Origin of the sequence: Rhizobium sp. AAP43 (genome assembly GCF_001296045.1) — a bacterium.
Lineage (GTDB): Bacteria > Pseudomonadota > Alphaproteobacteria > Rhizobiales > Rhizobiaceae > Allorhizobium.
The window spans coordinates 1-20,566 of sequence record NZ_LJHS01000016.1 but is presented as its reverse complement, the minus strand read 5'-3'; the positions used below and the strand labels follow the sequence as shown (position 1 = coordinate 20,566).

The window sequence follows — 20,566 nt, the reverse complement described above, 5'->3', positions numbered from 1 at the left end:
TGGTCTGTCTCATGCTCTTCAGAACCCCGCTCATTTGTAGATGAACCCGACGGCGCCATGATATTGGCCGGTCGGAGCTTCGGCTTCGCGTCGGCCGTAAACCTTGTTCACCTTGTTCAGGAAGAAGGTCGCGCCATCGTTTTCCGGGTTGAAGTTGTCGTCCGGCCGCGCAAGCGAGCCACGGGCTACAGGGCGAACCAGATAAGGTGTCGCAATGATCACCAACTCGGTTTCGTTGCGCTGGAAGTCTTTGCTGCGGAAGAGGGTGCCAAGCACCGGCACCTTGGAAAGACCCGGCAGGCCGGACATGGCCTGGCGGATATTGTCCTGCACGAGACCGGCGATCACGATCGAGCCACCCGATGGCAGTTCCACCGTTGTGGACGCTTCACGGCGACGGATCGACATGAAGGTCGAGCCTGGAATGCTGAAGTTTGTTGTCTGTGTTCCAAGGAAGGTGTTGCCGGTGACCTGCGATCCCTCCCAGGTCGGCTCGGAAACATTCGTCTCGATTTTCAGACTGATGCGGCCAGGAGCCAGAACCACGGGTCGGAAGTTCAGCTCGATTCCGTAGTCGACACTGTTGATCGTGCGTTCGACGCCTTCGTCAGTCACTTCCTGCTGCGCCGCAAGGCGGAATTCACCACCGACATAGAACTTCGCGGCTTCACCGGAAATCGCGGTCAGGCTCGGCTCTGCGAGCGTCCGCATGACGCCAGCCTGTTCCATGGCGTTGATATAGGCATTAACGCCGACGCCGCCCAGGCCGGCGCTGATGGTGGCCGTGCCCGTGGGGTCGATCGCATTGCCGAGATTGGAGGGGTTAGCATAGCTGATACCGGTGGACCCGTCAGACACGCTGCCGGAGAAGCCGAGTTGCTTCAGGACTTGTCGGCTGACTTCGGCCACAGTGACCTTCAGCGTCACCTGGTCTTCGCCTTCGATCGTCAAGAGGTTGACGATCTGCGATTCCTGGCGGTCTTCGGCATAGATCGCAACCGCGCCATCGCCGCTGCTCTCGCTTGTCGCGGTCGTGTTGCGGGTCGTCGCTTCACCGCCCTTGAGGAAGGCTTCGGCAAGGCTTGCCGCCCGAGCCGCGTCTTGCGGCGTGCGCACGGTTCCCGTCAAGATGATGTTGTCGGAAACGATTTCGACGGTGATGTCCGACTGCGGGATGAAGCGCCGCAGATTGGTCTCAAGACCGGCAATATCGCGTTCGATCTCGATGTCGAGGCTGACAATCTCCTCGCCATTGGCGCCAAAGATGAAGATGTTGGTCTGGCCGACCATCTTGCCGAAAAGATAGATGCGGCGCGACGAACGCGTCACCGCGTCTGCCATGACGGGATCGGCAACGAGAATGTCATGCGCATCCTGGGGGAGATCAACAACGAGCGCCTTGTTCAGACCGAGCTTGACGGTGCGCCGCGTACCGGGGCCGGAATTGTTGATGCGAAGCACGCTCTCCTGTGCGGCCTGAACGGCCGGTACATCGAGGAATGTCTGCTTGAGCGGGTTTGCGGCACCCGAGAATGCAACCGCAAAGGCCAAGCCTCCGGTGAGGGACCTGCGAAAATTGGTGATCAACTTGCTCACGATGCGTCCCCACTCACTGCATGGTATCGGTGGCAGTGGCATTGACCACGGTGCCGGATTTGATGACTTGGATCGTCGGCTGGCCATCGCCGCCGCTGAGCAGGTGATCTGCGGCGGAGGTATCTTCTTCCTGGGCATCGGCGACGGACCGCAGGGCAAGCGACAGACGATCCGCCATCTGCTGCGCAACGGTGATCACCTTCGTCTGGTCGGGTGTCAGCTCCAGCGTTGCGGTCGTGCCGACAACGGAGCGCGAACCATCAGGCGCTTCTTCAATCTGCTGGTCGATGGCAAGCACCCGGACGTTGGACAAGACGGTCTCTGTCAGGAAGCCTTCCTGCTCTCCCTTGCGCACCATGATCACGTCAACTCGGTCATTCGGCAGAATGAAGCCACCGGCCCCGGTTGCAACGGAAATCTCGGTCGAGACGGCACGTTTTCCGGAGGGGAGCAGTGCGGACAGAATACGGGAAGAGGAGTCCGCGACTTTCTCGCGGCGGAGAGGCTCGCCCTCGAAGAGCGGCAGCCGGACTACGGCACCCGTGAGCTCGCTCATGGCTTCAGGGCGTGTTGACGATGTGATGAAGCCATCGACGACGCCGGATTGGGGCCATGCCATCCAGCGCATGGAGCTATCATCGAGACGCGAGCCGACCGGCAGGTTCTTCGCGATCACGAGCACGTCGACCGTCGGTTCTTTTTCGACGACGGCCTCCTGCACCACCACGGAACCGCCCCCGCTGAGACGCATTGCAAGGAGCCCGGCCGTCCCGGCGGCCACGACGGCGACTGCAAGTATGATGAGACGGGCGGGTTTCATGAACGATCCTCGGGCGACGCAGTGAATTCTGCCCTCAAGATTGATCAGGAATTGGTGTACTTATGGTTAATGCAGTGCTTACAATTGTGGTTAATGACCGGTTTCTTGGTCGCTCAGAGTCCAAGTCCCTTGATGGTGGAAATCACCAGCGGCGCCTGCGGATAGCTGATCAGTCCTGCAGCACCGATGGCGATGGCGTAGGGAATCTTGTTCGCCACCATTAGTGTTTGTGGAAGAGGAACGCCGATAACTGCAAACTTCTCCCAATTCGCGCGCAGCATGATGATGAGTACGGTGAGCACGCCACCAAAAAATGCGGTTACGATCAGGAATTCTAAGAGGGCATGGTTGAGGCCGAACCATATTGCCGCAGCAGTCAGAAGCTTGGCGTCTCCGCCGCCCATGACGTTGATTGCGAACAAGGTGAAGCAAACCGAAAAAACGATGGCCGCTGCCGCTAGGTGCCAGCCGAATTCGGTCAGCGTAAGCCCAGTGAACGGCGCAACCAGCAGGAAGCTTCCCAGCAAAAGCAAAGGTATGCGATTGGGGATCTTCATCTCGAGAAAGTCTGTGAGTGCTGCAAGCACCAGACAAATTGGCAAAACGAGAAAAACAACGGCTGAGAGCATCCGCATACCTCCAATTTGGTCAGTCTACCGAACACTCGTTTCCAAACAGGAAATATGACTGCGTTTGCTTCCAAACAAAAAGGCCGCCCAAAGGGCGGCCTTTCCGTTAAGTTTGTGACGGCAATTAGTACTTGCCAGTCGCGTCGCCCATCTTGGTGGACAGTTCCTGGAACTGGTTGTTCAGAGCGCCGCCGAGGGTCGTTGCGCCAGCAATCAGGGCAACGGAGATGAGGGCGGCGATCAGGCCGTATTCGATAGCGGTTGCACCGGACTCGTCCTTGACGAAACGTGCGAAAATCTTGGTCATGGTATTCTCCTACTCGCGTGGTTGATCAGCACTGCCGGCAACTGTTCCCGTTGCTCGGATGACCAAAACCTAATCGCCAGCCTATTGCTATCGACTTAAGAAAGACGGTTAGCGGATCGTGAAAAGCTACAACACCTGTGTGTGGTAAATGAAGCCTTTGGAAGATCGCTCGAATTCGAGACGCTGCCTTTGATTTGATTGGATTTGTTTCGCGGCTCCTCTCAAGGCAGTCAAAATCACTCCTGAAAAACCCTTGTATCTTCAGTGTTTAGGATCCACCCGGAATAGGGTCTATCATCGCCGGTTTGTCCTGGAACATGACATATCGACCCCAAGCGGGGATGGAGCCTTGCTCAGAGCACCTCTGCGAGCACGCTTAACCATGGGCATTTTCTGCATCGTGTTTGCTCAATTGGGAGATTAAGCCTTCGTTCACCAAAAGGCGGCATCTTGTTGGGGATCCTCTCATACGCGCGGAACCTACAGGTATGTTTGCAATGCATCGTCGAACACTCGCAGTCATCGGTACGCTTGTATGTGCGGCCGCTTCTGTCTTCGCGAGTTCGGCCGTTCTGGCCGACGATGGAGATATTCTGCGCGTCTATATGAACAGTGCCCGGATCCTGAAGCTGGATCGCCCGGTGAGCAAGGTCATCATCGGCAATTCCGATGTGGCAGATGCAACGGTTGCCGATGCACGCACCATTGTGGTGACCGGTCGTTCCTACGGCTCCACCAACATTGTTCTCTTGGACTCCGATGGAAACGCCCTTCTGGATGAGCGTATTGTAGTGTCTATCGACGAATCGAACACTGTGAGAGTGTTCAAGTCGACAGCGCGCACAGTATTGTCCTGCACCCCGAATTGCGAACAGCACGCCCAGGGCAGCGGCACGCCTTGATCTGTTCCAAGCGTCCACTTTCGGACACATGGAAGAATCTAAATATTCGCGCAACGGAAAATCAATACTTGACCCATATCGTCAATGTGACTGACGATATGGGCAAATGTAATGATGTGTTCCACGAGCGATAAGGATTCACGGCGCAGTGTGAAGCAGCGGTGGTCTCGAATCTTGAGGCGGCTTGCTCGCTCCCAGGACGGTTCCGCAGCAATCGAATTCGCGATACTCTCCGTACCGTATTTCATTATCATCTTCGCAATCGTCGAAACCTTCGTGGCTTTCACAGCGGAGCAGCTGATCACGAATGCCGTGAACAATCTCGGTCGGCAACTGCGGACAGGCGAGATCACTTATAATCTGGGTCGTACGACCGATATGACGGCCACGCAGTTCCGTCAGGCCTTCTGCGACGAAGTCAGCATCATCATCAAATGTTCAGCGGGCGAGGTCTCAACACCGAGCAAGCTCTACATCGACGCCCGCACGTTTACGTCTTTCGCTGCGATCCCGACGACGATTCCACGTAAATCGACAGCGGCATTTGCCGACATTGATCCAACCAGCTTCAAATTCACCCCTGGTGGTCCCGATACGATCAACATGCTGCGCGCCTATTACCGCTGGCAGGTGATCACGGACCTGGTCCGTCCCTACATCACCAATATCCGCCCGGACGACGGGTCGATGCCGAGCGACTTTCTGATCGTCGCCACCACCACGTTCAAGAACGAGAATTATCCGTGACCAAGGTTTCAGGATACAAGAACGCGATGTCCCCATTCAAAAGCTCTTCGTGGCGCGCGTGTTGCGACCGGCTCACGGATCTGTGGCGTGATCGCCAGGGTGTCGGCGCGGTCGAATTTGCCCTGATCGCTCCTATGCTGCTAGTTGTCTATTTGATGGCCTTCGAACTGACGATTGGGCTCAGCATTTCGAAAAAGACATCGATGGCCGCCAGCACCATCGGCGATCTGATCTCTCGGGAAGACAAGGTCACCAAGGTTTCCCTTGCAACCAGTTCTGATGTCGCCAAGGCGATGTTTGTCCCGTATCCTTCGAAGGACCTGCTGATCAAGATTACCGGCATCAAGATCGACGATAAGGAAGCCGCGAAGGTTGCATGGTCATGGTCTTCGACGGGTGTCGCCCCTTATGTGGTCGGTTCCACACCGACGATCCCTTCTGATCTCGTCGAGCCCAGCATTTTCCTCGTTCGCACCGAGCTCAGCGTCTCGCACGAACTGCTCATGTGGCTTCCGGGCTTGACCGGGTCGTCAACCAAGACACTAACTCTGGGGCGCGAATTCTTCTTCCGCCAGCGTCTGAGCAAGGATATCGAGTGCAGTGACTGCTGACGCTCGGGCATTTGCCAAGACATCGTCCAGACGTTATTGATCATGCCTTCCGCCGGCGCCGATAAAGGCACCGGCTTGAGGTCAAATGGCATGGCACGCGCGTTTCTTTTCGTTCTCGATTCCTTCGGCATTGGCGGTGCGCCGGATGCCCCCGCCTATAGCGATGACGGTTCCAACACGCTTGGTCATATCGCGGAATTCTGCGCCGCTGGTGCCGGTGACAGGAAGGGGCTGCGGCGCGGCCCACTGATGCTCCCCAACATGTCGGCGCTCGGCCTGATCGAAGCTGCTCGCTTGGCGACGGGCCGTCCGCCAGAGGGTATGCCCATCCCCGAAAGGGTATTTGGCCTTCACGGTGCGGCGAGCGAAGTGTCGAAGGGCAAGGACACGCCCTCCGGCCATTGGGAGATCGCCGGCACGCCGGTCATGTTCGACTGGGGGTATTTTCCCCACGGCGAGGAAGCCTTTCCTGCAGAGCTTGTCGAGGCGATTTGCCGGGAGGCAGAGCTTCCGGGCATTCTTGGCAACTGCCATGCATCCGGCACCGACGTTCTCATCCGCTTTGGTGAAGAGCACATCCGGACGGGCAAGCCGATCTGCTACACGTCGACCGACTCCGTCTTCCAGATTGCGGCCCACGAGCGGCATTTCGGGTTGGAGCGCCTGCTGAAACTCTGCGAAATCGTGCGCAAGCTTGTCGATCCCTTGAATATCGGCCGCGTTATCGCGCGTCCCTTTGTCGGCGAGACAGCACAGACCTTCGAACGGACCGGCAACCGTCGCGACTATTCGGTCCTGCCGCCGGAGGCGACGCTGCTGGACCGCCTGGTTGCAGCGGGGCGCAAGGTCCATGCCGTCGGCAAGATCGCCGATATCTTCGCTCATCAGGGCGTGTCGCGCATGATCAAGGCCAATGGCAACATGGCGCTGATGGACGCTACCTTGAAGACCATGGAGGAGGCCGAGGACGGCGATCTCGTTTTCACCAACTTCGTGGATTTCGACATGCTTTTTGGCCATCGCCGCGATGTGCCCGGCTACGCCGCTGCTCTGGAGGCCTTTGATCGCCGTCTGCCCGAAGTCCATCGCAAGATGCGGCCGGGTGATATGGTGCTGATGACCGCCGATCACGGTTGCGATCCGACCTGGCGTGGTACCGATCATACGCGGGAGCGGGTGCCGATCATGTGTTTTGGCCCCGGAATCCGCTCGCGCAATATCGGGGTGCGCACCACCTATGCCGATATCGGCGAAACCATTGCTGCCCATCTCGGCATTGCGCCGGGTCACCATGGACGGAGTTTTCTGTGAGCTTGCATCTGAAGAAGGTCGAACTGCACTGCCATATCGAGGGTGCAGCGCCACCGGCACTCGCTTTGGCGCAAGCCGAGCGATATGGCATCGACCCCGCCACCTTCATGACGGACGGACGCTATGCCTGGACGGATTTTGCCGAGTTCATTGCAGCCTATGACAAGGTCGCTGCACTTTTCCGCACCGAGGAGGACTATGCCCTCCTGACCGAGAGCTATCTTCTGGAACTCGCCGGTGTCGGCACGATCTACAGCGAACTGATCGTCTCGCCGGATCATGGTGATCGCATCGGTCTCGGCGCCGACACCTATCTCGCTGGCATCACCGCCGGCATCCATGCTGCAAAGGCGAAGACCGGTATCGAAGCCCGCATCATTGTCACAGGAGAACGCCATTTCGGCCCGGAAAGCGTCATTGCCGCGGCGGAGTATGCAGCCCGTACTGACAATCCGCTTGTCACGGGTTTCAACATGGCGGGCGAGGAGCGCATGGGCCGGGTGGCGGACTATGCGCGCGCCTTCGACATCGCCCGCGAGGCAGGTCTAGGCCTGACGATTCATGCGGGTGAGGTCTGCGGCGCGTTCTCGGTCGCGGACGCATTGGATCTCGTTCGTCCGGCCCGCATTGGTCACGGCGTCCGCGCAATCGAAGATGCTGATCTCGTCCGGCGGCTGGTCGATCTGGGAACCGTGCTTGAGGTCTGCCCCGGATCGAACATCGCGCTTTCGGTCTATCCGGACTTCGAAAGCCATCCGCTGCGCCGCTTCGTTGAAGCCGGCGTGCGTGTCTGTATCAACTCCGACGATCCGCCCTTCTTTGATACATCGCTGGCCCGCGAATATGATCTTGCATCGACTGTGTTCGGCTTTTCCGACGCTGAGATCGACGCCATGACCAGAACGGCCATTGAAGCGGCTTTCGTCGATGAGGGCACTCGCGCGCAACTCCTGGCGAGACTTTGACGGCAGCCCTGTTGACGACGCGCTAAATTCCTCGTCTGCCCTTGCAGCCGCCTGCGAGAAAGTGAAAATAGGGGTAACCCGAAGACAAGAAGAAAAGAAGGTTTCACCATGGACGGCGTGACAGTCATCGATCATCCCCTCGTGCAGCACAAGCTGACGATCATGCGCCGCAAGGAGACTTCGACATCGAGTTTCCGGCGTCTTCTGCGCGAGATCTCGACGCTGCTCTGCTATGAGGTGACCCGCGATCTCGAGTTGACGATGGAAACCATCGAGACCCCGCTGACGGAGATGCAGTCGCCGATCCTCGAAGGCAAGAAGCTGGTTTTCGCCTCTATCCTGCGCGCCGGAAACGGCTTGCTTGAGGGCATGTTGGAACTGGTTCCGGCCGCGCGTGTCGCCCATGTCGGTGTCTACCGCGATCACGAAACGCTGCAAGCCGTTGAATACTATTTCAAGGCGCCTGAAGCCCTGGCCGAGCGCCTCATCATCGTCGTCGATCCGATGCTGGCCACCGGCAATTCCTCGATTGCCGCGATCGACAAGCTGAAGGAACGCGGCGCGAAAAACATCCGCTTCCTCTGCCTGCTTGCTGCCCCGGAAGGCATCCGGAACTTCCATGAAGTGCACCCGGATGTTCCGATCTTCACCGCCTCGATCGACAGCCACCTGAATGAGAAGGGTTACATCATGCCCGGTCTCGGTGATGCTGGTGACCGGATGTACGGCACGAAGTGATTTCTTAACCAGATCGCAAGGATTGACGGCCCGGTACGCGAGTTCCGGGCCGTTTTCATGCCTGCGTTAGCCACTTGGTGATCAAGCGGTGCAAACGTCAGCGAAACGTTTCTAGCGGAGTGCCGATGTTCGCGCGGACCCTGTTCACTGTTCTGCTCCTCGCCATGTCGGCCACGCAATGGCCAACAATTGCGACGCATGTCCACGCCTATCTCGATCGGCGCGAGAGCAGGGAACAAACCGTGGAGCCCGCATCGACATCAACCTCGGGCCAGACATTGCTGACCATGAGTAAGAATGGCCACTACTCCGGCACGTTCCGAATGAACGGGAAGGCCGTCGATGCCATGATCGATACCGGCGCATCCTTGGTCGCGATCAACGTGTCGACGGCCCGTCGTCTCGGTTTCCCGCCCTCGACCCTGGACTTCGAACACGCCGTGGACACCGCCAATGGCCAGATTGAAGCGGCGCACGTGGTGCTGGACAAAGTCGAAATCGGCAATGTCCGGGTCCGCGATGTCGACGCCTTCGTCCTGCCGGACAATGCGCTGTCATCAACGCTGATCGGGATGAGCTTTCTCAAGAAGCTGACATCCTACACGGCTGACAAGCGTGCCTTGCGTCTCATCCAGTGAATAAGACGCTTAAACCGCGCCGATCCTGAGGCCTATCGCCGGCGTTGTCGCCGGTCTTTCATCGGAAATCTGATAGCATGCGCGCACTGTCGTTGCAGCCTGCGCCGCGCTTGCCTCGTCATTCGCCTGAACGAATGCGATCGGCTCGCCCTTCATAACCCGTGTCCCCAGTGGCTTGAAACCGGATAGCCCCACGCCGTGATCGATCGCGTCGCTCGGACGTTGCCGACCGCCGCCGAGCGTGACGACTGCAAGTCCCAGACTGCGGGTGTCGCATGCGGCGAGATAGCCATCGGCCGCTGCAGGCACCGGGATGTCAATCTTGGTGCGTGGCAGGTAGTGCTCCGCCCGCTCCATGAAATCGACCGGTCCGCCCAGTTCATGCACCATGCGGCCGAAGATATCGGCAGCCTCTCCGGAGGCGAGCACGGCAGCAGAGCGCTCAAGGGCCTTTACACTGTCTGATTCCACGCCGGCATTGACCAGCATTTCGGCTGCAAAGGCCAGGGTGACCTCTTCAAGCCGTGTGCCGGTTTTCATGCCCTTGAGGAAATCCACGGCGTTCTGCACTTCGATCGCATTGCCCGCACAATCTGCCAGCGGCTCGTTCATGTCGGTCAGTAGCGCCGTGGTTCTGACGCCGGCGCCATTCGCCACCCGCACCAGCGAGCGCGCCAGCGCCTCAGCATCCTCGGTTTTGGCCATGAAGGCACCATTGCCAAACTTGACGTCCAGCACCAAGCTTTCAAGCCCGGCGGCCAATTTCTTCGACAGGATCGAGGCTGTGATCAGGGGAATGGATTCGACTGTCGCCGTCACGTCGCGGATCGCATAGAGACGTTTGTCGGCGGGTGCCAGATCGCCCGTCTGGCCAATGATGGCGCAACCGGCCCGGTCGACGGTCCGACGGAAGGTCGCATTGTCCGGCATCACATCATAGCCGGGGATCGATTGCAGCTTGTCCAGCGTGCCGCCGGTATGGCCAAGACCGCGTCCCGAAATCATCGGAACGGCAAGCCCGCAGGCAGCGACAATGGGCGCGAGCATCAGCGAGACATTGTCGCCCACGCCGCCGGTGGAGTGCTTGTCGGCGACGGGCTTGCCAACGCCTGCCCAAGAGAGGACATCGCCGGAATCGCGCATGGCAAGCGTCAGCGCTACGATTTCGTCGGGTGTCATGCCCTGGAAGAAGACGGCCATGGCGAAGGCCGCCACCTGGCCTTCCGAGATCGTCTCGTTCGACAGGCCCTCAATAAACCCGGAGATCTCCTCGGCGGTGAGCACACCGCCGTCACGTTTGCGACGGATGATTTCCTGGGGCAGCATGTTTCAGTATCCCGAAGCTGCAGTGACGGAGCGCTCACCGGAAAGAACGGCAAGAATATCGTCCAGCAGTCCGGATGCGCCGAAGCGGAAGGTCGACGGCATGACCCAGTCTTCGCCCATGATAGTGTCCGCAAGTCTCAGGTAGAGAGCGGCATCGGCAACCGTGGAGATGCCACCGGCAGGCTTGAAACCGACTTTCTTGCGGCTGTCCCGAATGGACTGCAACATGATGTCCGCAGCCTCCAGAGTGGCATTGACGCTCACCTTGCCCGTGGATGTCTTGACGAAATCTGCGCCAGCTGCGATCGCAAGGTCGGACGCCTTCCGGATCAGGTTCTTGTCCTTCAACTCGCCGGTTTCGAGGATGGTCTTCAGGACGGCCGGTCCGGAGGCCGCCTTCACGGCTGAAACCATGGCGCTCACAGCCATCTCGTCGCCGGCCATCAGGGCGCGGTAGGGTATGACGAGATCCACGTCATCCGCGCCATCGGCAACGGCATCGCGCGTTTCGGCCAGGACGTCTTCGATCTTCATTTCGCCGGATGGGAAATTCACCACCGTAGCTATGCGAATGGGGCTCGATGGACCGAGGAGCGTGCGAGCCTGCATGACGAAGCGTGGCCAGATGCAGATCGCAGCCGTCGGGCCGAATGCGGTCTGTGCCTTTCCACAGAGGGTCACGATCTGCTCGGGCGTGCAGTCGTCCTTGAGGTTGGTGAGATCGAGAAGCGACAGCGCCTTCGTGGCCACCGCACGCAGTTCCTGATTATCCAATGTCTTCTCCTCCGCCGATCATCCGTTTGAGGATGCTCGCAAGACGTTTGCCACCGATCGGGGCCATATCCTTGGTTTCCTCGTGGCTCAGTTCGCCACCGGTCATGCCGGCTCCATAATTGGTGATCACGGAGGCTGCTGCAACCCTCAGGCCGAAGAAGCGGGCCAGAATAACCTCCGGCACAGTCGACATGCCCACGGCATCGGCCCCCAGAATGCGCGCCATACGGATTTCCGCTGGCGTTTCGAAACTTGGTCCGGAGAACCACATGTAAACGCCTTGGGCGAGGGGAACGCCCTCGGCGATCGCAGCGCGCTGCATGGCAGCGGAGAGGGTCGCGTCATAGGCTGATGTCATGCCGACGAAGCGGCCGTCGCTGCTTTCGCCGATCAGCGGGTTCTTGCCGGAGAAATTGATATGGTCGGTAATCTGCATGACGCTGCCGGGTGGCATATCCTCGCGTAGCGAGCCCGCCGCGTTGGTCAGGATCAGGGATTTGACCCCGAGCCCTACCAGAACCTCAAGAGGCTTGCGCATGGCATTGGGGTCGCCGTGCTCGTAGTAATGCATGCGCCCTGCGAGCATGATCACCGCCGTGCGTCCGAGATAGCCGGCAACCAGCTCCCCCGCATGACCGGACACACCACTGAGCGGGAAGCCCGGCAGGTCCGAATAGGAAATGCGAATTGGATCGCGGACTTCCTCTACCAAAGAACCAAGGCCCGATCCCAGAACGATACCGTAGCGCGGCATCAAGCCGTTGAGGCGCTCGACAAGGAGATCGACAGCCGCCTTCATCCGATGACATCCGTCTTGAAGCTAAGCGGCAGAAGTTCGTCCATCGTCATTGTCTTTTGTACGCCGACTTCATCGCACAGGTAGATCTTCGTATCGGCCGAAGCAAATTCCGAAATCTTCTGCCGGCAGCCGCCACAGGGCGGGCAGAGCGCCAGCTTTTCGGCAATGACGGCCATTTCGACAATTCGTCGACCACCGCCCATGATCATGCAGCCGATCGCGGTCGGCTCCGCACACCATCCTTGCGGAAACGAGAGGTTCTCGATGTTCGCCCCGGTATAGATTCGGCCGTCGTCGGCGCGGATCGCAGCGCCGACCGGAAATTTGGAGTAGGGCGCATGCGCAAAACTCATGGCATCACGAGCGGCTTCAAAGAGATCATGAGCCATGGATTAACGCTCCTTGGAATAGGCCACGCCGCCGGCCTTCGGCGGATTGGCAGCACCGATGAAGCCTGCGAGCAGGATGCAGGTGAGGATATAGGGCAGTGCCTGAAAAATCTGCACCGGCACTTCGCCGATCCCTGGGATCGACTTGCCCTGCATGAAGTTGGCCAGCGCGTCGAGGAAGCCGAACAGCAGGCAGGCGAACATGACAGGCACCGGCTTCCATTTGGCGAAGATCAGTGCTGCAAGCGCGATGAAGCCCTTGCCGGCCGACATGTCCTTGATGAAGGCGGCCGATTGCGCGATCGCGAGATAGGTTCCGGCAATGCCGCAGAGCAGGCCAGCCATGAGGACCGCCCGGTACCGCAGGAAGGCCACCGAAATTCCAGCCGTGTCCACGGCACCCGGGTTCTCGCCAACGGCTCGCAACCGCAGACCGAAACGGGTGCGATAGAGGATCCACCAGGAAATCGGCACCGCCAGGAAGGCGATGTAGGTGAGAATATTGTTGCCGGAAATCACGTTCGCATAGAGCGGGCCGATAAACGGCACGTCGCGCATCGTCTCTGCACCCGGCAGAATGATCGGCGAGAAGCGGGCCTCACCCGACACTTGCGGCGTCCGTCCCCCTTGGCCGAACCAGGCTTGACCAAGAACAACGGTCAAGCCTGCCGCCACGAAGTTGAGGGCAACCCCGGAAATGATCTGGTTGCCTCGGGTGGTGATCGAGGCGAAGCCGTGGATCAGCGAGAACGCCAGCGACACGGCGATACCGGCGAACAGCCCGAGCCATGCGGAGCCGGTCAAATAGGCAACACAGGCCGCAGCGAAAGCGGCGGCCAGCATCTTGCCTTCAAGGCCGATGTCGAAGACGCCGGCGCGCTCTGAGTAAAGCCCAGCCAGTGCCGCGAGGATCAACGGGATCGACAGGCGGATCGTCGAGCCGAGGATGCTGATGAGCATGTCGAAAGAATCCATGGTCGCGTCCTCAGGCTTTCGTCAGTTTCTGGTAAACACGCACGATCATCGGGCGGAACATGAATTCCAGTCCCCCGGCGAACAGGATGACGAGGCCCTGGATGACCACGATCATCTCGCGGGTAATGTTTGGCATGTCGAAGGAGAGCCAGGCTCCACCCTGATAGAGTACGCCGAACAGGATGGCCGCGAGCAGGATGCCTAGCGGATGATTTCGACCCATCAGCGACACAGCGATCCCGACAAAACCGGCGCCGCCGACAAATTCCACCTGCAGGCGCGCTGAGGCACCGAGAACGGGGTTCAGCGCCATCATCCCGGCAAGGCCGCCGGAAATCAGCATCGTGATCAGAACGATCTTGACATAGGGAATCCCGGCATAGGCCGCCGCCGACCGGCTGATACCCAATGTGCGCATCTCAAAACCGAGTTTGGTGCGCCAGATCAGGACCCACACGACCACACACATCACGAGCGCAATGATGAAGGACACGTTGAATGGCGCAGGTCCCAGCTTGCCGCCAAACATCGCAATCAGCCAATCAAGCTTCGGCAGCTGACCGCCCTCGAGGAATGTCCGGGTTTCCGGCGCCATCTTGCCAGGAACAATGAGAACGTTAACCAGGAGATACACCATCAGCGCCGCGCCGATGAAATTGAACATGATCGTCGTGATGACGATATGGCTGCCGCGCTTGGCCTGCAGCCAGGCCGGGATGAGGGCCCAGGCGGCCCCGAAGAAAGCCGCCGCGATGATCGCGAATGGCATGGTCACATACCACGGCACATACTGATCGAGCGACAGGGCAGCAAGTGCGGCCCCGAGGCCGCCGAGATAGGCCTGACCTTCCGAGCCGATGTTGAACAGGCCGGCATGATAGGCAACGGCCACCGAAAGGCCGGTGAAAATGAAGCTGGTGGCGTAAAACAGCGTGAAGCCTATGCCTTCACCGCTCCCAAGCGCGCCCTCCAGCATCAGCTTCAGGGCTTCCCAGGGATTTTCTCCGATGATCCAGACCACGAGGCCCGACACAAGAAAGGCAAGCGTCAGGTTGATCAGCGGCAGCAGTGCGTAGTTGATCCAGTTCGGAAGGGGTACGGATGCAGTGCTCATCAAAACCTCAAGCGGCAATGCCGGCCATCATCAGGCCGAGTGTCTGTTCGCCAGTGTCCGGCGTCTTCTCGCCGACGACCTTGCCGGCGAACATCACCAGGATTCGGTCTGAGAGCGAGCGGATCTCGTCGAGTTCGACCGACACGAGCAGCACGGCCTTGCCGGCATCCCGCGTCTCCACGATCCGCTTGTGAATGAATTCGATGGCGCCGATATCGACGCCGCGCGTCGGCTGACCGACGACCAGAAGTTTCGGATCACGCTCGATCTCGCGCGCAACGACGATCTTCTGCTGGTTGCCACCCGAGAAATTGGCCGTTTTCAGCCGTGGGTTCGGCGGGCGGATATCGTATTTCGCAATCTCGTCTTCGGCCGCCTTGCGAATAAGATCGGGATCGAGGAACGGGCCACGTCCATAGCGCTCGTCGCGGTGATAGCCGAGAATGGCGTTCTGGCTCTCTTCAAATGGCAGCACGAGGCCCATGTGATGACGGTCTTCGGGAATGTGTGCGACGCCGATACCGCGCAGTTCCGCAGGGTCCAGACCTGCCACATTCTGCCCGTTGATCCAGATCTCGCCCGATGTCGGTTTGCGGATCCCGGTAATGGCTTCCAGCAACTCGCTCTGGCCGTTGCCGGCGACGCCCGCGATGCCGACGATCTCGCCTGCCTTTACGTCAAAGGAGACATTGTCGACCATCACGACGCCACGACTGTCTTTGACCGTGAGGTTGCGCACGGAGAGGAAAACCTCGCCCGGATTGGCCGGCTTCTTCTCGACATGCAGGAGAACCCGGCGGCCGACCATCAGCTCAGCCAGTTCCTCGACGGTTGTTTCGGTCGTTTTGCGTGTCGCAACGATCTCGCCACGACGCATGACGGAGACCGTATCGGTGATCGCCATGATTTCGCGGAGCTTGTGGGTGATCAGGATGACAGTCTTGCCCTGGTCGCGCAGCACGCCAAGGATCTTGAAAAGATGATCGGCCTCGGCTGGTGTCAGCACGCCTGTCGGCTCGTCGAGGATCAGGATCTCGGCGCCACGATAGAGAGCTTTGAGGATTTCCACGCGCTGCTGTAGACCGACCGGAAGCTCTTCGACCACCGCGTCGGGATCGACCTCGAGTTCATAGTCCTCTTCAAGCTTCTTCAGCCCGTTGCGGACGGCATCCGTGCCTTTGCCGAGCAAAGCGCCACCTTCGGCGCCGAGCATCAGGTTCTCCAGCACGGTAAAATTCTCGACCAGCATGAAGTGCTGATGGACCATGCCAATGCCGGCATGAATGGCGGTCTGGCTGTCCTTGATGGTAATCGGTCGGCCGGCAATCTGGATGGATCCGCTGTCGGCCTGATAAAAGCCGTAGAGGATCGACATCAGCGTCGATTTTCCCGCACCGTTTTCGCCGATGATGCCGTGGATCGAGCCCTTGGCAACCGTCAGGTTGATATTCTTGTTGGCGTGCACCGCACCGAACTTCTTATCGATGCCGATCAGTTCGATCGCCGGCGCCTGGCTCTGAGCGTTCATTCCATTTCCCCGGACATAAAAAAGGCGCAGGACGGCAGACTTGCCGCCCTGCGCCCGGAATTCAGATCACTTCGGGCAGGAATTGTCCGACATGTAATCATGCACCTTCACGGTGCCGGAGATGATGTCGGCCTTTGCCTTTTCGACGGCGGCCTTCATGTCTTCGGTCACCAGCTTGGCGTTATTGTCGTCGAGTGCGTAGGAGACGCCGTCTTCCGCAACGCCGAGAGCCTGCAGACCAGGGGTGAACTTGTCAGCCTTGGAATCGGCATAGGCGTTATACACGGCGAGGTCGACGCGCTTGACCATCGAGGTGAGGATAGAACCCGGATGCAGATGGTTCTGGTTGGAGTCGACGCCGATCGAGAGCTTGCCGTTGTCGGTTGCGGTCTGGAGAACGCCGAGACCGGTGGCGCCAGCTGCCGCGTAAATTACGTCGGCACCCTGGTCGATCTGGTTCTTGGTCAGTTCACCGCCGCGAACCGGGTCGTTCCAGGCAGCACCCGTGGTGCCGGTCATGTTCTGGAACACTTCGATCTTGGCATTGGCTGCCCGTGCGCCCTGCTCGTAGCCGCAGGCGAACTTGCGAATGAGCGGGATGTCCATGCCGCCGACGAAGCCGACCTTGCCGCTCTTCGATGCGAGACCGGCGAGCAGGCCAACGAGGTAGGAACCCTCATGCTCCTTGTAGACGACCGAACGGACATTCGGCTTGTCGACAACCGAGTCAACGATCACGAACTGTGTGTCCGGGAATTCGCCGGCGACCTTTTCAACGGCCGATGTCCAGGCGAAGGAGACGGCGACGACCGGGTTAAAGCCGCGCGAGGCGAAGTTGCGGATCGCCTGTTCGCCCTGGGTGTCGCTGGTCGGCTCGAAATCGCGATAGTCGATGCCGGTTTCGGTCTTGAACTTCTCGGCGCCGGCATAGGCTGCTTCGTTGAACGACTTGTCGAACTTGCCGCCAGTGCCATAGACCAGAGCCGGCTTGACGTCGGCCGCAAGCGCGGTTGCCGACATCGCAGCCAAGGCAAAGAGACTGAGGAGGGTTTTCTTCATGGTGCAGCCCTGTTGTTGCTATTGATCTTGTTGGGTCCTCCCGCAAGCCCTCCCTGACGAAGAGCATGTCTGCGGAACCGCCGCCTCCTTATCCGGAGGTCCAGGCTGGTTGCATCCTTGCATGGCTCGTACGAAAATTCACCAGATTTTTTTCATCTGGTAAAGATTCACAAGCTGGCCAAATCTTCGGTGCCAAACGCCGAAAATCTAGTCAGATCAATAGGATTTATGCCGTCGGTTTGAGCAGATGCTCTCAGGCTGCGGGTTCGATCGGGCAGGAGACCCCCGTTCCGCGCAGACCGCAATAACCGTTCGGATTTTTCGCCAGATACTGCTGGTGATAGTCCTCGGCAAAGTAGAAGGGCCCCGCCTGAGCGATTTCTGTCGTGATCCTGCTGCTTCGCCCGGCCTTTTCGAGAGCCGCCTGGAAGCGGTCCCGGACAGACAGGGCAAGTGCCATGTCCTCCTCGTTCTCCACATAAATCGCCGAGCGATAGGTCGTGCCGATATCGTTGCCCTGTCGCATGCCCTGTGTCGGGTCATGCGCCTCGAAAAAGATCTTCAGGAGGGCTTCAAGCGTGATCTTTGAAGGATCGTAGATCACCTTGACGACTTCGGTGTGGCCGGTCAGGCCCGTTACGGTCTCCTGATAGGTTGGATTGGGGGTGATCCCGCCCTGATAGCCTGCAGCCGTTACATAGACGCCAGGCGTCTGCCAGAGCAGGCGTTCGGCACCCCAGAAGCAGCCCATGCCGAGATAGATGGTCCTGAACCCAGGAGGATAGGGGCCCTTGAGCGGCAGGCCGGAAACGAAATGGATGTCGGCCGTAGCCAGCGGTTCGGGGCGTCCGGGCAGCGCGCTCTCGACGGTCGGCATGACGGTCTTCTTGTTGAACATGTCGATGAGGAACATTGGCAATCTCCTCTTTGTGGGGCGGCCAGCCCCGTTTTCCTTGTCCCTAATGTGGTCAACGGGAACCGGAACGGCAAGTGGCGGCCTCGCCGGCCCCAGGAATTTGGCGCCAGGCGACATGCCGGAAGTAGGCGGCTGATATAAAAAGACCGTTCAGGCCGCAAAGCGCCCGGCCGGCTGTGGCCGCTTGTAGCCGATCATCCACAGTGCAAGGGACAGGCCGAGAAAAATCACAAAGGCCGGCTGCGGCAGGATGCTGTTCTGGAATGCGGTCCAGGCCGCCGGCCCGATGCGCATCTCCACCAGCGCCTGCAGGGCTGGAAGGGACTGGGGCGCAACATCGCTCCATGCCGCCTCCAGCGGTGTCAGCAGCACGCGAGAGGCGGAAACAGAAGCGATCGAATCGACGGTCGCTGCGACGACACCGACGCAGAGCGCCGAAAAACTCAAGACCCTGAACAAGAGTCGCACCATGAAACACTCCGGCTGAGAGAGAGAAGGGCCGCCGCACCCGCTTCCGCATTATCACTGCTCGATTAAGAATTGTTCTTGAATGTCAAAATTGTGATAGAATTGGGTTGATCCCTCAGAATTCCTCGGTATATATCCGCCCCGACCAACACGGTGACATTTTCGCACCGTGACCCCCCTGGACAGGTGGCCGAGTGGTTTAAGGCGCACGCCTGGAACGCGTGTGTGCGTGAAAGCGTACCGTGGGTTCGAATCCCACCCTGTCCGCCATCTACAGTCTTTCCAGACTGGTTTCCCATATCATTCGCCTTTAACTTGTTCAGCCTTGGGTATCGGTTCGACCGAATTGGTTCGGTTTTTCTTCCTGGTTTTGGCCTTCGGTCCCTCTGCTGTGAGGGCTGCTTGATGGGCCGCAGCGGTGTAAACAGAAATCCGCCTTAGATCGGTATGGGCAGTCACGGCTTGATCACGTCACCGCTGATTACGCCTTCAACCATGCCCTGAGCCGCCGCTTTGCGCAGCCGCAGGAGGTCGGGCTAGATCTGGTCTGGTCGAGCGCAGACCCGGCCGATACCGCTCCGCTGCTGCAAACGCCGTCCTGTCGACGTGGGGACTATTCGTGCGCGTTATGGTTGTATTTCAAGGACTTGCAGGAGTTTCTCGACGATCAAGAGGGTTGATCTGCTGATCCGGTCGTGTTTTGAACGCGCCCTGGCGATGGCAGGAAGATAGCAGCTTCGATGGCAGAACAGTTTGACATGTTTTCAGAACAGGCGCCCCGTCGGCGGGGTGTCGGGTCTGTCGCGCCGAAGGTTGCTCAACCTGAAGCGCAAGTTATCCCCTTGAGCGAAGCCGAAATGGTCGACCATCTGTCCGGGACCGGTCGATACCGCATCCTGCGCAAGCTTGAGCCACGCGCAATCGCATCGGTTCCGCGCCCGGAATATCCCCTCAAGGGGGTTATCCTCGACACTGAAACCACGGGACTGATCGCTCGCAAGGATGAGATTATCGAGATTGGCGCTATTGCCTTCACCTTCGATGCGCATGGTGCCATCGGCGACATAACTGGGATTTACGGCGGCCTTCGGCAGCCGAGCGTCGCGATACCGGCCGAGATCACGCGCATCACCGGCATCACGGATGATATGGTGTCCGGCCAGTCGATTGACCTTGCAGCCTTGCAGGCGCTGATCGAACCGGCGGACCTGCTGATCGCCCATAATGCGGGTTTCGACCGACCCTTTTGCGAAGCCTTTTCTCCGCTGTTCTCGGACAAGGCCTGGGCGTGTTCCAATTCCGAGATCGCCTGGGTTTCGCGTGGCTATGAAGGCACCAAGCTGGCTTATCTGATCGGCCAGGCCGGGTACTTTCACGATGGTCACCGCGCCGTGGATGACTGTTTTGCCCTGTTGGAGGTGCTCGCCCGAAACGACGACGGAGCAGCGTCCACCGCCTTTGCCGAGCTTTACCAGGCAAGCCAGCGATCGCGGGTCCGGATCTTCGCGGAGAGCAGCCCCTTTGACATGAAGGATCACCTGAAGGCGCGCGGCTATCGCTGGTCTGACGGCAGCGACGGCCGTCCGAAATCCTGGTGGATCGAAGTGGGGGAGGAAGCCCTTGACGAAGAACTGCGCTACCTCAGGGCCGAAATCTACCGCTCTCAGGATGCCGATCCGCCGATCAGGCGCCTGACGGCCTTTGATCGCTTTCGCGGCTGATCTCTGCTTCCGTGTGGTCTGGACGGAGAGGTATACTCCCATCGCATGAGGCGCCTGCATGCTTCTGGCTCGACACGCGTCCCGAATTTGATTTTTCGAAAATGGGCAATGCGTTTTTTGCATAGCTGCAGTGCAGCAATGCCTCTTTATTCTGCGGGGATTTGGGTTATCTTCAAATCATCGAAGTGATGCACCTCCTCCCGCAGAGCTTCGAATTCAGGCGGCCTTTATCC

22 protein-coding genes and 1 tRNA gene are annotated in these 20,566 nt (G+C 59.2%); 9 read left to right on the top strand and 14 right to left on the bottom strand.

Annotation, left to right across the window (positions count from 1 at the left end; genetic code table 11):
* Positions 1 to 30: 30 nt before the first annotated feature.
* The 4 genes from IP76_RS10695 to IP76_RS10680 all read right to left on the bottom strand — a co-directional run bounded on the left by IP76_RS10695 (position 31) and on the right by IP76_RS10680 (position 3,352).
* The gene (locus IP76_RS10695; protein WP_082352494.1) at positions 31 to 1,638 is read right to left on the bottom strand and encodes a type II and III secretion system protein family protein; all 1,608 of its coding nucleotides are present in this window, start codon (positions 1,636 to 1,638) and stop codon (positions 31 to 33) included.
* Positions 1,610 to 2,416: a Flp pilus assembly protein CpaB gene (gene cpaB, locus IP76_RS10690; protein WP_054158204.1), complete on the bottom strand. Its 807-nt coding sequence runs from the start codon at positions 2,414 to 2,416 to the stop codon at positions 1,610 to 1,612. Before cpaB ends, IP76_RS10695 begins: the two co-directional genes overlap by 29 nt.
* 113 nt (positions 2,417 to 2,529) lie before the next feature.
* Positions 2,530 to 3,045, bottom strand: coding sequence for a prepilin peptidase (locus tag IP76_RS10685; RefSeq protein WP_054158323.1), 516 nt, complete (start codon positions 3,043 to 3,045; stop codon positions 2,530 to 2,532).
* A 124-nt stretch (positions 3,046 to 3,169) separates the two neighbouring features.
* The gene (locus IP76_RS10680; RefSeq protein ID WP_054158203.1) at positions 3,170 to 3,352 is read right to left on the bottom strand and encodes a Flp family type IVb pilin; all 183 of its coding nucleotides are present in this window, start codon (positions 3,350 to 3,352) and stop codon (positions 3,170 to 3,172) included.
* 497 nt (positions 3,353 to 3,849) lie between these two features.
* Here IP76_RS10680 and IP76_RS10675 point away from each other — a divergent pair, with 497 nt between their 5' ends.
* The 7 genes from IP76_RS10675 (at position 3,850) to IP76_RS10645 (ending at position 9,264) form a co-directional block, all read left to right on the top strand.
* Positions 3,850 to 4,254 carry a pilus assembly protein N-terminal domain-containing protein gene (locus IP76_RS10675; RefSeq protein ID WP_054158322.1) on the top strand — a complete coding sequence of 135 codons (405 nt, stop codon included), beginning with the start codon at positions 3,850 to 3,852 and terminating at the stop codon, positions 4,252 to 4,254.
* Positions 4,255 to 4,368: 114 nt separating this feature from the next.
* The gene (locus IP76_RS10670; RefSeq protein WP_245281443.1) at positions 4,369 to 5,001 is read left to right on the top strand and encodes a TadE/TadG family type IV pilus assembly protein; all 633 of its coding nucleotides are present in this window, start codon (positions 4,369 to 4,371) and stop codon (positions 4,999 to 5,001) included.
* 26 nt (positions 5,002 to 5,027) lie between these two features.
* On the top strand, positions 5,028 to 5,612 hold the full coding sequence (locus tag IP76_RS10665; protein ID WP_082352501.1) for a TadE/TadG family type IV pilus assembly protein: 585 nt from the start codon (positions 5,028 to 5,030) through the stop codon (positions 5,610 to 5,612).
* Between the two features lie 90 nt (positions 5,613 to 5,702).
* Positions 5,703 to 6,923, top strand: a complete 1,221-nt coding sequence (locus IP76_RS10660) for a phosphopentomutase (RefSeq protein WP_054158201.1) — start codon at positions 5,703 to 5,705, stop codon at positions 6,921 to 6,923.
* Positions 6,920 to 7,888 carry an adenosine deaminase gene (locus IP76_RS10655; protein ID WP_054158200.1) on the top strand — a complete coding sequence of 323 codons (969 nt, stop codon included), beginning with the start codon at positions 6,920 to 6,922 and terminating at the stop codon, positions 7,886 to 7,888. Before IP76_RS10660 ends, IP76_RS10655 begins: the two co-directional genes overlap by 4 nt.
* A gap of 108 nt (positions 7,889 to 7,996) precedes the next feature.
* The gene (upp, locus tag IP76_RS10650; RefSeq protein ID WP_054158199.1) at positions 7,997 to 8,626 is read left to right on the top strand and encodes a uracil phosphoribosyltransferase; all 630 of its coding nucleotides are present in this window, start codon (positions 7,997 to 7,999) and stop codon (positions 8,624 to 8,626) included.
* 125 nt (positions 8,627 to 8,751) lie between these two features.
* Positions 8,752 to 9,264, top strand: coding sequence for a TIGR02281 family clan AA aspartic protease (locus IP76_RS10645; protein WP_054158198.1), 513 nt, complete (start codon positions 8,752 to 8,754; stop codon positions 9,262 to 9,264).
* Between the two features lie 9 nt (positions 9,265 to 9,273).
* On the opposite strand, the gene deoA is transcribed toward IP76_RS10645, so the two are convergent.
* The 10 genes from deoA to IP76_RS10595 all read right to left on the bottom strand — a co-directional run bounded on the left by deoA (position 9,274) and on the right by IP76_RS10595 (position 18,615).
* Positions 9,274 to 10,590 carry a thymidine phosphorylase gene (gene deoA / locus IP76_RS10640; protein ID WP_054158197.1) on the bottom strand — a complete coding sequence of 439 codons (1,317 nt, stop codon included), beginning with the start codon at positions 10,588 to 10,590 and terminating at the stop codon, positions 9,274 to 9,276.
* A 3-nt stretch (positions 10,591 to 10,593) separates the two neighbouring features.
* Positions 10,594 to 11,364 carry a deoxyribose-phosphate aldolase gene (deoC, locus tag IP76_RS10635; protein ID WP_054158196.1) on the bottom strand — a complete coding sequence of 257 codons (771 nt, stop codon included), beginning with the start codon at positions 11,362 to 11,364 and terminating at the stop codon, positions 10,594 to 10,596.
* Positions 11,357 to 12,163 (bottom strand): purine-nucleoside phosphorylase, encoded by an 807-nt coding sequence (locus IP76_RS10630; RefSeq protein WP_054158195.1) that lies wholly within the window; start codon positions 12,161 to 12,163, stop codon positions 11,357 to 11,359. Before IP76_RS10630 ends, deoC begins: the two co-directional genes overlap by 8 nt.
* Entirely contained in the window at positions 12,160 to 12,552 is a 393-nt protein-coding gene (locus IP76_RS10625; protein WP_054158194.1) for a cytidine deaminase, read from the bottom strand. The genes IP76_RS10630 and IP76_RS10625 overlap by 4 nt, the downstream gene beginning before the upstream one ends.
* 3 nt (positions 12,553 to 12,555) lie before the next feature.
* Positions 12,556 to 13,527: an ABC transporter permease gene (locus IP76_RS10620; protein ID WP_054158193.1), complete on the bottom strand. Its 972-nt coding sequence runs from the start codon at positions 13,525 to 13,527 to the stop codon at positions 12,556 to 12,558.
* Between the two features lie 10 nt (positions 13,528 to 13,537).
* Positions 13,538 to 14,641, bottom strand: coding sequence for an ABC transporter permease (locus IP76_RS10615; protein ID WP_054158192.1), 1,104 nt, complete (start codon positions 14,639 to 14,641; stop codon positions 13,538 to 13,540).
* A 7-nt stretch (positions 14,642 to 14,648) separates the two neighbouring features.
* The gene (locus tag IP76_RS10610; RefSeq protein ID WP_054158191.1) at positions 14,649 to 16,169 is read right to left on the bottom strand and encodes an ABC transporter ATP-binding protein; all 1,521 of its coding nucleotides are present in this window, start codon (positions 16,167 to 16,169) and stop codon (positions 14,649 to 14,651) included.
* A 66-nt stretch (positions 16,170 to 16,235) separates the two neighbouring features.
* Positions 16,236 to 17,228, bottom strand: a complete 993-nt coding sequence (locus IP76_RS10605) for a BMP family protein (RefSeq protein ID WP_054158190.1) — start codon at positions 17,226 to 17,228, stop codon at positions 16,236 to 16,238.
* 253 nt (positions 17,229 to 17,481) lie between these two features.
* The gene (gene msrA / locus IP76_RS10600) at positions 17,482 to 18,141 is read right to left on the bottom strand and encodes a peptide-methionine (S)-S-oxide reductase MsrA (protein ID WP_054158189.1); all 660 of its coding nucleotides are present in this window, start codon (positions 18,139 to 18,141) and stop codon (positions 17,482 to 17,484) included.
* Between the two features lie 153 nt (positions 18,142 to 18,294).
* Entirely contained in the window at positions 18,295 to 18,615 is a 321-nt protein-coding gene (locus IP76_RS10595; RefSeq protein WP_245281438.1) for a hypothetical protein, read from the bottom strand.
* A 177-nt stretch (positions 18,616 to 18,792) separates the two neighbouring features.
* On the opposite strand from IP76_RS10595, the gene IP76_RS10590 reads away from it, so the two are divergent.
* Both IP76_RS10590 and IP76_RS10585 read left to right on the top strand, forming a co-directional pair.
* Positions 18,793 to 18,882 (top strand) — tRNA-Ser (locus IP76_RS10590).
* 470 nt (positions 18,883 to 19,352) lie between these two features.
* A complete protein-coding gene (locus tag IP76_RS10585; RefSeq protein ID WP_054158188.1) occupies positions 19,353 to 20,333 on the top strand; it encodes a 3'-5' exonuclease in 981 nt (326 codons plus the stop codon).
* Positions 20,334 to 20,566: the final 233 nt, after the last annotated feature.